This window comes from Bombilactobacillus sp. ESL1197, from assembly GCF_058107145.1.
Genome location: NZ_JBYLTY010000001.1, coordinates 445,616 through 460,174 on the forward strand (window position 1 = coordinate 445,616; position 14,559 = coordinate 460,174).

Annotated in this window: 7 protein-coding genes; 3 read left to right on the forward strand and 4 right to left on the reverse strand. The window is 38.8% G+C overall.

Going from position 1 to position 14,559, the window contains the following annotated elements:
* Positions 1–619 precede the first annotated feature (619 nt).
* Positions 620–685, reverse strand: coding sequence for a putative holin-like toxin (locus AC3B6B_RS01840; protein ID WP_489757701.1), 66 nt, complete (start codon positions 683–685; stop codon positions 620–622).
* Positions 686–1,733: 1,048 nt separating this feature from the next.
* On the opposite strand from AC3B6B_RS01840, the gene AC3B6B_RS01845 reads away from it, so the two are divergent.
* The 3 genes from AC3B6B_RS01845 to nagA all read left to right on the forward strand — a co-directional run bounded on the left by AC3B6B_RS01845 (position 1,734) and on the right by nagA (position 12,079).
* Positions 1,734–5,876, forward strand: a complete 4,143-nt coding sequence (locus AC3B6B_RS01845) for a hypothetical protein (RefSeq protein WP_489757008.1) — start codon at positions 1,734–1,736, stop codon at positions 5,874–5,876.
* Positions 5,877–6,694: 818 nt separating this feature from the next.
* Positions 6,695–10,789 carry a hypothetical protein gene (locus AC3B6B_RS01850; RefSeq protein ID WP_489757009.1) on the forward strand — a complete coding sequence of 1,365 codons (4,095 nt, stop codon included), beginning with the start codon at positions 6,695–6,697 and terminating at the stop codon, positions 10,787–10,789.
* A 129-nt stretch (positions 10,790–10,918) separates the two neighbouring features.
* Entirely contained in the window at positions 10,919–12,079 is a 1,161-nt protein-coding gene (nagA, locus tag AC3B6B_RS01855) for an N-acetylglucosamine-6-phosphate deacetylase (RefSeq protein WP_489757010.1), read from the forward strand.
* 396 nt (positions 12,080–12,475) lie between these two features.
* Here nagA and AC3B6B_RS01860 read toward each other — a convergent pair whose 3' ends face one another.
* The 3 genes from AC3B6B_RS01860 to AC3B6B_RS01870 all read right to left on the reverse strand — a co-directional run bounded on the left by AC3B6B_RS01860 (position 12,476) and on the right by AC3B6B_RS01870 (position 14,435).
* Entirely contained in the window at positions 12,476–12,661 is a 186-nt protein-coding gene (locus tag AC3B6B_RS01860) for a hypothetical protein (RefSeq protein WP_489757011.1), read from the reverse strand.
* Positions 12,642–12,866 (reverse strand): hypothetical protein, encoded by a 225-nt coding sequence (locus AC3B6B_RS01865; RefSeq protein ID WP_489757719.1) that lies wholly within the window; start codon positions 12,864–12,866, stop codon positions 12,642–12,644. Before AC3B6B_RS01865 ends, AC3B6B_RS01860 begins: the two co-directional genes overlap by 20 nt.
* 234 nt (positions 12,867–13,100) lie before the next feature.
* Positions 13,101–14,435 (reverse strand): amino acid permease, encoded by a 1,335-nt coding sequence (locus AC3B6B_RS01870; protein ID WP_489757012.1) that lies wholly within the window; start codon positions 14,433–14,435, stop codon positions 13,101–13,103.
* Positions 14,436–14,559: the final 124 nt, after the last annotated feature.

Below are 14,559 nucleotides of genomic sequence, written 5' to 3' on the forward strand. Positions count from 1 at the left end.
ACAGCATTAACACCATAAGCACCACTCCTTTGCGGAATAGCCGCCACCTTAGCTTAACTTTACTAGTAAATATTATAGCAGAATCATCTGTTGAAATTGGTATTTTCTGCCAGTTGTGTTATTCTAAAAATAGAAAAAGAGCCAGCGCTGGTTACACTGACTCTTTAGTAAAGCTGCCAAAGCAGCGACTATTCTATTTATTAAAAATTGTTGAAATAGTCATCTAGCTCTGTGAAAGCTAAGGATGACTATTTTCTTGTCTTGTTTATCAACTTGACAAGTTCTACAACTATGCGGACTAATCCAATAAAGCTATGGATTAGATAAGCAATAGCTAGTAGCTTCAAATTGCTATTCCTTTCAATGGAATCTAGGATTACAGTATTAACACCATAAGCACCACACCCTTGTGGAATAGCCGCCACCTTAGCTTAACTTTACTAGTAAATATTATAGCAGAATAATCTGTTGAAACTGGTATTTTTTTTAGTTTGTGTTATCCTAGTGATAGAAGTAGAGATACACTGAATTTTTAGTAAAGTTGCTAAAACAGCAGCTATTAAATATTGAAAATATTAATAATCGCTAGCCCTGCTCGGCTAAGGCGATTATTTTTGTATCACCGATCATTATGCTGATCAATATATGAAAGCAACGCTATGATAAACATACCGAATGCAAACATTAATTGAAGAGCGTCTGATACGGACACACTGCTACTCCTTTCGTAGGATTTGTGGTTACAGTTGTTACACCATAAGCACCACTCCTTTGTAGAATAGCTACCGCCTTAGCTTAACTTTACTAGAAATATGATAGCAGAATCATCTGCTGAAACTGGTATTTTCTTTAGTTTGTGTTATTCTAAGGATAGAAAAAGAGCCAGTGCTGGATACACTGACTCTTGGTAAAGTTGCCAAAGTAGCGACTATTTATATTATATTGATAGCCATCTAGCTCTGTACAAGCTAAGGATGGCTATTTTCTTGTCTTGTTTATGAACTTGACAAGTTCTACAACTATGCGGACTAATCCAATAAAGCTATGGCTTAGATAAGCAATAGCTAGTAGTTTCAAATTACTATTCCTTTCAATAGGCTCTGGGATTACAGCATTAACACCATAAGCACCACTTCCTTGCGGAATAGTCGCCACCTTAGCAGTAACTTTACTCACAAGTATTATAGCAGAATCATGCGTTGCAGCCGGTATTTTTCTTCAACTTGAAGTGAATGGTCATTAGCCAATGAGTAGTGACTGTCTTCAACCCAAAGATCTTAGTGAAATGACAATTTAATGATGAAAGCAGTTTAGGAATTGTTCTTTAAGCCTAAACTGCTTTTTTTATGGTTATAAACTTAACAGCTAGTTAAAGCTAGCTTAAAATTCATTTTTTCACGATTGTTGAGCTGAATGATTGAAACTAATTTAATTAAGGTGGTGTATTGGCACTAAATAAACAACTTTAAATGAAAAAATATCTTTTTGAAAACAGATATTATACCTGCTATGACTGAATTTTTATCCTAAAAACATAAATAATGTACAGATGTTGTTTAAAAGTGAGTCTAATGATGATATCATTATGTAATGATTATTTTGTGTATGTAATTAGAACTAAATTATAAATGATACAATTATTTTTTAGATAAAAAGTCATCTTAGTTAAATTAACAAAATAATTTTAATGATATTTAAATCATATTACATAATCATGAATATTAGGGGATAATATGAAAAGAATTCGGTGGATTTTTAGTTTGATGTTGCTTTCGTTGACGATCGTTTGCGGTGAACAGGGGAACCTTGTTCAAGGGGCTGCTAATGCAGATAGCTTTCAGCAAGATTTGACACAATTAAATAGTGGTTTGCCACCAACTGGTAGTACGCCAGCCCGGTTCAATTCTAGAATTACTAGTGCTACGAGTTCGTTATTAGAAACAGATAAAGATGTTTCCAAAACTGGTTTTGGCGATGCTGACCAACTTGAAGAGTTAGGCTATTCAAAAATTGATCCCTCCAAAATTAACTGGCCTAGTGATGGGATGTATGCTGATGCCACGAAAGATGTTCAACCAGGGGCGATTACTGGTGATGGTACTGGTACCGATGAGATTAATGCCGATGGCGGAAAAACGGTTTATGTACGTAATGTTTTGCAGTTTTTACTAGCGGTTTACGGTATTAAAAACACTGGAACGAATACTGTTGATATTAATGAGGGTAATGGTGGTACCGGTATTAATGCAACAACGTCTACTAGTCCGGTTAAACGTATTATTATAGTTCAAGATTTGGATTTTGTTTCACCAAATGTGCTTGATAAAACTAATCCACTTTCAACTAATTATGTTTTTAATAGTGGTTCCATAGGTTCAGTAACCAAAGCCGCCAACATCATACAACCTATTGTGGGTAATATTGGTGGTAGTACAGGTAATTTTACTATTTTAACAAAGCGACCAGGCGATTCAGCAACTAATCATCATTTGACGATTGTTGGTAATCACGGTCCAGATGAAAGTACGCCCAAAATTAATGCGGGTGATTATAGTTTGCGGTTTGCTTATAATGACGCTAATCAAATGGATAATGTCACGTTAGATAATCTTCAAATTTACGGTTCGACTTATTATGGTTTTGTTCGGTTAGGAAATGATTCTAGTAGTTCTACTAATGAATTTTATCGTGATATCACTTATTATGGCGCGCAATTTTTGTGGACTAGATCTGGCACCTCTGGATCTTCTAATATTTATATTTCGGGTCACACGACGGCTTATTCACTAAACACTTATAAAAGCCCAGTGGATCAACGAAGATATCAGTGTGAAAACTTTTTTGGGCCTGGTAATCAACAAGTTATGCAAGTGACGAATGTTACCTTTGAACCAGACGCTGTTTTTAATGGTTCTACTTATAATGGTAATGTTTTGGAATTGACTGGTAATGCCACGTTATTAGGGGATGATGCTAAGAAACAAGGCGCGGAGGTTAATCTCTATCCGCGCGGCAGTGGGGAAGATGCCCCCAACGGTTCTTCCGGATTGTATTTAATGAATACAGGTGTTTTAACATTAAATCCTAATACTCATCTCAATATCGATGTCAAAAATGATTCGATGAAAGACTCCATGGAACAGTTAAGTGGTGATACGAGTGCCTATGATACGACCGCTACTTATAATGATCCTTATTCTTCCACTACGACTGCCAATGCGATTTATATGAAAGGTGCTAGTTCAAAGATTGTTTATAATTCAGGTGGCTATCAAAAAGGTTTGGATGAAGCCATTAATGTGACGAGTGAGGGAGCTGATACTAAACCTTTAGTCCAGTTTACTGATGGTACAGCTGAGTTAAATCGTGGTGACTTTAATATTACCGCGAATAATCTGGGTACTACGAGTAATTCGGGTTTATTCCAGTTAGGACCTCCATCTTCATTAGAAACTTCGAAGATAATTGTACGGAAGGGTGGTAACTTTAATATTAAGATTGCTGATACACCTGAGCAACCAAGTTCGGGTAATGTGCAATTGTTGAATATTAAGGGAAAAACTGACATCAGCTTGTATAAACCCCAAAATGTCGATCTGGATCTCGGTTATAATACTAATGCTTCATCAAATATTGTTTCGACAAGTGCAGCGACGGATATTAAAGCTTACGATATCAAAATGGGAGCTAGTGGGACGAATTCTCAGTCCAAAGTATCGTTTGGTTTCGATGATTCTTCAACCAATGACAAAAATCCTGTACAAATGCAACATCTTAGTATTCCGTTTACTGGTAACTATATTGATTTGACAAAGTTTGTCTTAAAGTCACCACCCGAAGATTTAACTGGTAGTAAGGCAGAAATTGGCCGATTATTAAATTACTTGAATCAAATGCAAACATCCGCTGGTTCGGGAAATTCTAAAGAATTTAGTCATATTCATTTTTCAGAAATTGATGGACCAGTTGAACATTTAAAGACCCCAATCATCGATCCACACTCTCGTACGATTAGTGGCTCTTTGAATAAGTCAGAAGATGATTTCCATCCGGATCCGCCGATGCTGAAAGTGGTAGTTAATGATGGAGGAAAAGATTATGATTTAGGAACTGTCCGAAATGAAGATGCGAGTGCTGATAAGCAGGATACACAAGGCTATATTGCCAGCAGTTTTACTTCTTCTGGTGGGAGTTATGTCCCTGGTTTTAGTCCGTCAACGCCCGATATCTTAAATGATGACGACGATATTGCTTATAGTACAGCTACTGATGGCACAACCACTTGGGATCTTGGCAAGAAAGTTACAGCTGCGCCGTTATATTTATCCGGAGCTCAAGGCGTCGCTTGGCAAATTGACACGAATAATATTCCTCACTTCTCCTTTGATATTGATAAAGCAGTGAAGAAGTATAACGATAAGAATAGTGGTAAGACTGGTTTTACACCATTAACCTTAAAACCGAATGATACAGTCAAGGTGAGCGCCGTCTCTAATAACCAAGAATCTGCTACTAAAACTGTGGATATCAATAGTTTGTATTTGGGCTTTGACCAAGAAGCTGCTGCCAAGTCCAATGTCTATCGAGGACCAAAGGTATTATTGGGCGACAAAGTTTCTGTACCGTTAGAATATCAAGATGATATTAGCAGTAATAATATTATTCACTTAAAGGGCTATGATAAAAAGGGAAGCACTACCAGCCTGAATACCGCCACAGACACTCCACCTCAAACTGCAGATGTTACACCGCCAGCTGTTACGCCACCAGACGTGCCTACCTTAACAAAACATACTTGGGATGTTGATCATGTGACACAAACATCAGGCGATCACACCCTGTATATTCAGGGTAGTGATGATCAACAAGGCCTGAGTCCCTACGTCAAGCCGGACGCTGCTGGCAATTTGGCTACGTCAGATCTATTGCAGTATAACTATCATGTCGAAAATGTGCCCGCCTTTAATGGTTATAAAGAGTTATATCAACAAAATGATCTTACCAAGCCGCTAGATACGACCGCTAAAGGTGAGCACCAATCCTATCTGTCTAGTGGAAATTATCTGGAAAAAGATCTGTATCAACCAAAGATGAGTACCGTCGGCTTAAACGATTTTTGTTTGACTGAACCAGCCGATGATGGCGGTGGCATTAAGAAGGGAACTGCAAAATTGATTTTGCACATTCCTAATCAAGGAGACCAGACGTTAACGGACTTTGCTTATGGTCAGCACTATACCCCGGGTAATTTCAAACTCACGGGAACGAGTTTTCCTGCTGGAACGAGTTTTGAAGTGGATACGCCGGTGACTTATCAGAAGTCCAAAGCTGATACGCAATTAACTCTACATGGTTCAACTTTACAAACAACAGATCCGGAAGCACCTGACCAGCAATTGAACTTAGGTGCTTCGGGTTCACTGACTTACAACAATCTATATGATGTATCTTTGGCAGTTCCAAAAAACATTGATTATGGTCGCCATACACGTAATTCGGTTAAAACGACAGATCAGTATTGTCCGGTGGATACGAGTGATAGTTATAAGGAGAAGGATTACCAGTTGACATATGAGCAACCTGCCAATTCCACCTTCCATTACACAGTTGATGTGCGTTGTAATTCCAACAATGCTTTATTCAATTTGATTTATCAAGATGGTACTACTGATTCAGTGGCTAAGGTTATTAACAGTGACGTGCCCGTCTTTCAAACAGGTACTGGTCCTAGTGCGACGGCATTATTTGCCGAAGATTGGTGGCTTAAAACCGGAGCTAAGAAAGGAATTTATCTCCAACCAACGCAAGATAAACCTGCAGCGAAAAAATATCAATCAATGCTAACGTGGACGGTTAATAATGCTTTGAATAATTAAATTTAGTAATGAAAAAAGTGATATGAACCCAAAATGTAAAACAGTTTTTAAATTAGGACTAATTTCCGATATTCGATCGGTGTTAGTCCTTTTTATTTGGTCTTGATGCTTTGGTGATTAAGAGATACATGCTTGCATGTTTTGGAAGCTTTAAAACCGCGTCGATCAATTAAAGCCACTAAATATATCATAGTAGATTGCTAAATTAATAACTTTTCAGATAGTTCTTTGAATTATAAATATCAATTTTGTCTTATTGAGATAGCAATAAAAAATGCTTCCAAAAATTATTATCCTAATTTTTTGGAGCATTTTAATATTATAGTAAAATCATCTTTTGAAACCGGTATTTTTCTTCAATCTTTGGTTCTTAGTAAAATGACATTTAATGATAAAAGTAGTTTAGACTTGCTAAAACTAAACTGCTTTTTTAGTATGTTGAGCTTTTGTAAGCTTAACATCTAATTAAAATTAATTAAAAATTATTTTTTTCACGATAATTGGGATTAATGTTTAAAATTAATTTAATTAAGGTGTTATCCACCTCTGAAAAAATAACTTTAAATTTAAAAATATCTTTTTGAAACAGCTGTTATCCTTGATTTGACTTAATTTTTTGCCTAAAAAAATAAATAATGTAAAAAATACGGTTTAAAAGCATGCATAATAATGATATTATCATATAATGATTGTTTTATTAGTGTAATTAAAACTAAATTATAAATGAGACGCCTATTTTTGGGGATCATTATTTATTTTTGTTAAATTAGCAAAATAATTTTAATTATATTACATAATCAAGAATATTAGGGGATAATATGAAAAAAATTCGGTTGATTTTTAGTCTGATGTTGTTTTCTTTGGCAGTTGTTTGTGGTGAACAGGGGAATCTGGTTCAGGGGGCTGCTAATGCGGATAGCTTTCAGCAAGATTTGACACAATTAAATAGTGGTTTGCTAGCAACTGGTGGTACGCCAGCCCGGTTTAGTTCTAATATTACTAGTGCTACGGCTCCATTATTAAAGACTGACGACAGCGTTTCACAGGGTGGTTTCGGCGATGCTGACAAACTTGAAGAGTTAGGCTATTCGAAAATTGACCCCTCCAAAATTAACTGGCCTAGTGATGGGATGTACGCTGATGCCACGAAAGATGTTCAACCAGGGGCGATTACTGGTGGTGATGGTACCGGAACCCAGAGTATTGATTCTGATGAAGATGGAAAAACCGTTTATGTACGCAATGTTTTGCAGTTTTTACTAGCGGTTTACGGTATTAGAAATGGGACGACCAATACTGTTGATATTGCTGAATCAGCTGGCAGCGGTACTACTAGTACCAGTGATGTCAAACGCATTATTGTGGTTCAAGATTTAGATTTTGTTTCGTCAGATGTGTTTGATAAAACTAATCCACTTTTAGCTAAATACAATTTTAACGGTAATAGCTCTTTAAGCGGGGTTACTGATATTGTTAAGGGTGATAATGGTGGGGCTACCAGTAACTTTACCATCTTAACTGAACGACCAGGTGACTCAGGAACTAATCATCATTTAACGATTGTGGGTAACCATGGTCCGGATCAAAGTACACCGAAAATTAATGCAGGTAATTATAGCTTGCGGTTTGCTTATGGCGTTTCTAATCAAACGGATAATATCACGTTAGATAATTTTAAACTGTACGGTTCGACTTATTATGGCTTTGTCCGTTTAGGAAATGGAGCTTACAGTACTTCTAACGAATTTTATCGCGACGTTACGTATTATGGTTCACAGTTTTTATGGACAACGGGTGGCACATCGAATATCTATATTTCGGGACATACGACGGCTTATTCACTCAATACTTACAAAAGTCCAGTAGACCAAAAAGTCTATTCATGCCAGGATATGAGTCAACAAGTCATGCAGGTAAATAATGTCACCTTTGAACCGGATGCGGTTTTTAATGGTTCGACGTATAACGGTAATGTGTTGGAATTGAAGGGTAATGCCACACTATTGAGTGATGCTGATAAGAAACAAGGCGCAGAGGTTAATCTCTATCCGCGCGGCAGTGGAGAAGATGCCCCTAATGGTTCTTCGGGACTGTATTTAATGAATACAGGTGTTTTAACATTAAATCCTAATACTCATCTCAATATCGATGTCAAAAATGATTCGATGAAAGATTCCATGGAACAGTTAAGCGGTGATACAAGTGCTTATGATACAACCGCTACTTACAGCGATCCGTATTACACAACCACGACGGCCAATGCGCTTTATATGGGTGGCTCAGGTTCAAAAATCATCTATAATTCAGGTGGTTATCAAAAAGGCTCGGATGACGAAGCTATTAATGTGGAAAGTGACGGGGCTGATACTAAACCATTAGTTCAATTTGCTGGTGGTGAAGCTGATTTAGATCGTGGGGATTTTAATATCACAGCAAATAATCTGGGCTCTGCCAGCAATTCAGGGTTATTTACGTTAGGAGCTTCGACGGTCAATGTGCGTAAAGGTGGAAACTTTAATATTAAGATTGCCGATACGCCTGAGCAACCAAGTTCTGGTAATGTGCAGTTATTGAATGTCACAGGGACTACTGACATCAGCTTGTATAAACCCCAAGGTGTTGATTTGAATCTGGGTAATAATAATAATACTTCATCTAATATGGTTTCGCCGAGTGCGGCGACGGATATCAAGGCTTACGATATCAAAATGGCTGCGAGTGGGGTAGATTCTAAGCTGAAACCGATATCGTTTGGCTTTGATGATTCTCCAACCAATGACCAAAAGCCGGTGCCAATGCAACACCTCAGTATTCCGTTCACTAATAGTTGGGGAGTTGGCTATATTGATTTGACGAAATTTGTTTTAAAGTCACCGCCCGAAGATCTAACTGGTAGTCAGGCAGAGATTGGACGATTATTAACTTATTTGAATCAAATGCAAACCTCGGCTAGTTCGGGTCTTTCTAAAGAATTCCGTCACATTCATTTTTCAGAAATTGATGGGCCGGTGGAACACGTGAAGACTTCGGTCATCGATCCGCGTTCCCGCACAGTTAGTGGGTCATTGAATGCTTCTAACGATGATTTTCATCCGGATCCGCCAATGCTGAAAGTGGTAGTTAATGATGGAGCTAAAGATTATGATTTGGGAACTGTTCCAAATGAAGATGCGAGTGCTTCAGATCCTAATAAGCAGGATACACAAGGCTATATTGCCAGCAGTTTTACTCCTTCTGGTGGGAGTTATATTCCTAGTTTTAGTCCGTCCACGCCCGATATTTTAAATGATGACGACGACATTGCTTATAGTACCGATAGTACAGATCCCACCGCTCAAAAAACCACTTGGGATCTTGGCAAGCAGGTTACAGCGGCGCCGTTATATTTAGCCAATGGTCAAGTTGTTACTTGGCCAACGGGAACAACTGACTTCTCCTTTGATATTGACCAAGCAGTGAAGAATTATAATGATAAGAATAGTGGTCAAACTGGTTTTACACCTTTAACCTTAAAACCTAATGATACAGTTAAGGTTAGTGCTGTTGCTAATAACCAAGAATCCGCTGCTAAAAATGTAGATATTAATAGCTTGTATTTAGGCTTTAACCAAAAAGCTGCTGCCAAGTCCAATGTCTATCAGGGACCGAAAGTATTGTTGGGTGATAAAGTTTCCGTGCCGTTAGAATATCAAGATGATATTAGCGATAAGAATATTATTCATTTAAAAGGTTACGATGAAGGCGACACTGGTAGTCTGAACACCACCACAGCCACGCCACAAACTTCAGATGTTACACCAGCTTCGACGGCCTTAGCCCAACATACTTGGGACGTTGGGCAAGTGACGAAAACACCAGGTGATCACACTTTGTATATTCAGGGCAGTGATGACCAACAAGGCCTCAGTCCCTACGTCAAGCCCGATGCTGCTGGCAAGTTAGCCACATCAGATTTATTACAATATAACTATCATGTCGAAAATGTGCCCGGCTTTAACGGTTCTAAAGAATTGTATCAACAAAATGATTCTACCAAGTTACTAGATTCTACGACTAGCGCTGATCACAAAACCTATATGGCTAGTGGACACTATCTGGAAAAAGATTTGTATCAACCAAAGATTAGTACCGTCGGTTTAAAGGATTTTCGTTTAACTCAACCCGCCGATGATGGCAGTGATATTCAGAAGGGAACGGCAAAAGTGATTTTGCATATCCCAAATCAAAAAGACCAGACGTTAACGAATTTTGCTTACGAAAAGACCTATACTCCCAAAGACTTTAATTTGTCCCAAACAAGTTTTCCTGCCGGAACGAGTTTTGAAGTGGATACGCCGGTGACTTATCAGAAGTCCAAAGCTGATACGCAATTAACTTTGCATGGTTCAACCTTACAAACAACGGATCCAGAAGCCCCCGCTACAGCTCCAACGCAGCAATTGAACTTAGGTGCTTCGGGTTCATTGACGTACAATAACCTATATGATGTGACTTTGACGGTTCCGACCAACATTGATTATGGTCGCCATACACGTAATTCGGTGAAAACGACAGACCAGTATCGTCCAGCCAATACGAGTAATAAGCAGACCGCTTACCAGTTGAAATATGAAGCACCTGCCAATGCCACCTTCCACTACACGGTGGGTGTGCGTTGTGATTCCAGTAATGCTTTGTTTAATTTGATTTATCAAGATGGTACTACTGGTTCGGTGGCCAAAGTTATTAATAGTGGGGATGTGCCTGTCTTTCAAACAGGTACCAGCACGAGTTCACCAGCGAAGTTTGCCACGAATTGGTGGCCCTTGACTGGAGCAAAGAAAGGGATTTATCTCCAACCGACGCAAGATCAACCTGCGGCGAAAAAATACCAATCCACGCTTACTTGGACAGTTAATAATACTTTGAATTAATTTGAAATTTAGCTTAGTAAAGAAAATGCTGCGTAATGATTCATTCGCACATTTTCTTTTTCTTAGCGTTAATTTACTTTCTTGTGAAAGCTCGTTACAATTAAGGCAAGCAAATGGAGGTTTAAGTCAATGAAATATATTCACGCAGCCAAGTTTTTTTTGAAAAATACGACTGAAAATGGTGGTTATTTAGCGATTAATGCTGACGGCACCTTTGGTCAGTACTTGCCAGAAGACCAACGTCCAGAAGGCGAGATTCTTGATTACGACCAGCAGTGGATTGCGCCGGGATTAATTGATACGCATATTCATGGACTGGCGGGTCACGATGTGATGGACAATGATCCGGTCGGTTTAGAAGCCATGGCGCAAGCTTTGTTAAAGTGTGGGGTTACTTCGTGGTTACCTACAACAATTACCGGTTCTAAAGCGGAATTAACGGCTATTTGTCAAACCATCGCGCAAAATTATCAACAAATTTCGGGTGCTAAAATTGCGGGCATTAATTTTGAAGGCCCGTTCTTTACGCCGGAACATAAAGGGGCTCAAAACCCGAAATACTTTGGCGATCCGGATGTTGATACGTTTAACGATTGGCAAGATGCCGCTCAAGGTTTGTTGCGCCAAATTACCATCGCTCCGGAACGCCAAGGCGCGGTCGAATTCACGCGTACTGTGAGTCAAACGGGAGTAGTCGTGGCATTAGGGCACTCATCTGCCACTTTTGAGCAAGCCAAAGCTTGCGTGGAAGCGGGAGCCACAACATTTACTCATACGTATAACGGCATGAGTGGCTTGAATCATCGTCAACCGGGCATGGTTGGAGCAGCCATGAGTTTAAACAACGTTAATGCTGAATTAATTTGTGATGGTCACCATGTTCATCCTAATGCGGCTGCAATTTTAATTAAACAAAAATCGCCCGAACACGTAGTGTTGGTGACGGATTGTATGTCAGCCGGTTTAATGCCCGATGGGGATTACATGTTGGGAGAATTACCCGTTGTTGTGGCTGATGGTACGGCGCGGTTGAAAGATGAAACGCATAATTTGGCTGGTAGCATTTTGAAATTGAATGATGCAATTAAAAATTTGGTAGATTGGAACACGGTAACGCCGCAAGCGGCCATTCAAATGGCAGCTGCGACACCGGCCAAAAGTGTGCACATTGACCAAACTGCCGGGGCTATTTTGCCAGGACGCGCGGCTGACTTCATCGTGTTAACACCAAAGATGAAATTGCAAGCTACCTATTTAGATGGCCAACTAGCTTATCAAGCAGAGGCTTAATTCTTTATGTAACAATTGTTTGTGGCAGTTTTTCTGTTAGCTGAAATTCTTGGTTAAATCTGGTATTGTTTAAATTGAAAAAGAGCAGCGCCGGCGTTTGATATGATATTTGTGTTAAAATGCATATGGATATTTTGAAACATTAGTTTTACGCAACTTAATAATAAAAAAGACACCTAGTTTCCTTGGACAGTAACTAGATGCCTTTTTATTTCGCGTCAATAACAATAATTGGTGCTAGGATATTTTGAAACAATAGTTTCGCCCCCTACTGTTGCTGTGTCGGGGACGCAACCTACATATAATATCATGGGAAAATGCGCCCACATTTGTCAAGTTCAATCTCTTTAAATGGAAACTGTCTGTCAAACGACCAATGAGAGCACATTTTAAAGTCTATTTGCTTAGTAATTCTTTCCGTTCTGCTATAAGTTGTTCCAATTCTTGAATATCTTCAAGTGTTGCCCACTTTCTAACAAAGCTCCTAGCAGTTGATCGATTTCTTAAATATTTAGTATGATCGCGATTTTTTTCTTGCCATCGCTTATTGGCTTCGGTCTGTTTATTTTTGGCGTTTTCCATTATTAGTCTCCTTTGTATTATGAATGATTGACAGGATTGCTAAATCCTTAAGGGTACAAAAACTAAATTCGGCGATTATTAAATTAGCACTTAATTCATTAATTCCAGGAATACTACATAAAATCTCAAATTCAGGTAATGTTTGCGCTAATTGACTCATCTTCTGGATAATTTCAGCTTTTTTGTGCTTTGTTTGACCATCCAAACGAAACTTGCCACATCAATAATCGTATTGATTATTTGGCAAAGATCGTGGACGTTCAAATGAAACAATTTGCTATTCCTTTCTTTAGGATCTGGGTTTACAGTTTTTACACCATAAGCACCACTCCCTTTCGGAATAGCCACTGCCTTAGCTTAACTTTCCAAGTTTTAGTTTAACATAATTAAAAGTGGCAAAATTCCGAAATTATTCGAAACTTGCCACTTGTTAGGTGCTTTACTTTTTTACGGCTTTGAAACTCAGTAGATAAATAACGATGAACCAACCAATGGTAGCGATGGTGGTCCAAGTCGTTTCGGGAGTGAATAGTAAAATACCAAAAATAATTAACATAAAAATAATGGTTAAATAATCAGTAATTGGAGCACCCGGCATTAAAAAGTGCTGCTCGCTAGTTTGAAAGTTTTGAGAGTGGCGGTACTTGGCGTGGGTGCCCATCAAGAACATATAAATAACTAAAAAGCCGGCTGAAGCAATGGAAGTGATTAATTTAAACGCACCTTGAGGAAAAATATAATTAACAATCACGACCGCTGCTACTAATAAGGTCGAAAAAGAAATGGCCCGCATAGGTGTTTGATTCTTGTTGAGTTTAGCAAAATAACTAGTCGGTTTACATAAGGAATATAACATTCGTCCTGTAGTAAACAGGGAGCTGTTTAACGACGAAGCGGCGGCCGTTAAGACGACGAAATTGATAATGCCGGCTGCGGCCTTAATCCCAATCCCACCAAAGACTTGGACAAAGGGTGAGTGCCCCGCGCTATAGTCAGTCCAGGGCTGAATGATCATGATGGCTGCTAACGCGCCAATATAAAAAATCAAAATTCGCATAATGACAGAATTAATCGCATGCGGAATATTCGCCTGGGGATCCTTAGTTTCGGCGGCAGATACACCGACAAATTCGACACCCAAGAAAGAGAAAAATGCCATTTGAAAGGCGGAAATAATTTCTTTCAGATTGCCAGAAGTGGCACCAAAGCGCCACAAATTACTAAATTCGACGTAACCGTGATTGGTTTTGGTATGAAATAAGACCATGATCACAGCCACGGCAATAATCGCTAAGATGGCTACGATTTTAATTAACGCAAACCAAAACTCGGTTTCACCAAAAGCTTTAACCGCCGTGATATTAATAAGATATAAAGCACCTAAAAAGATTAATTCCCAAATCCAAGCCGGCACATGGGGAAACCAGAACTGCATATAATTACCCACGGCAGTCAATTCGGACATGGCAATCACTAACCAGCCTAGCCAATAGGTCCAGCCCATGATAAAGCCCCAGCGATCACCGAGATATTCTTTAATAAAATCAATAAAAATGATTTTATGTGTATCGGATAAGAGCAATTCTCCGAGCGCGCGCATCATTAAAAAAACAAACGCGCCTGTTAAAAGATAAATTACCAAAATTAATGGTCCAGCTTTATGAATGGATTCGCCTGAACCCAAAAATAAACCGGTACCAATGGTTCCGCCTAAGGCAATCATACTGACATGCCGTGCTGATAGGCTGCGCGAGAGCGCCTTTTTTTCTGTCATGAGAAATCCTCCTATTAGGTCTATGACAATCGAATTGTTTAAGCCTATATCATAGCACAAACTAGATCATAAGTGAAAAGAGTATGAGAACTTTATTGACTTATTCATACAAAATTAATTTAAA

Coding starts and splice junctions, on each gene's coding strand:
- AC3B6B_RS01860 (WP_489757011.1), bottom strand. CDS start 12,661: ATGGAAAACGCCAAAAATAAACAGACCGAAGCCAATAAGCGATGGCAA.
- AC3B6B_RS01870 (WP_489757012.1), bottom strand. CDS start 14,435: ATGACAGAAAAAAAGGCGCTCTCGCGCAGCCTATCAGCACGGCATGTC.
- AC3B6B_RS01845 (WP_489757008.1), top strand. CDS start 1,734: ATGAAAAGAATTCGGTGGATTTTTAGTTTGATGTTGCTTTCGTTGACG.
- nagA (WP_489757010.1), top strand. CDS start 10,919: ATGAAATATATTCACGCAGCCAAGTTTTTTTTGAAAAATACGACTGAA.
- AC3B6B_RS01850 (WP_489757009.1), top strand. CDS start 6,695: ATGAAAAAAATTCGGTTGATTTTTAGTCTGATGTTGTTTTCTTTGGCA.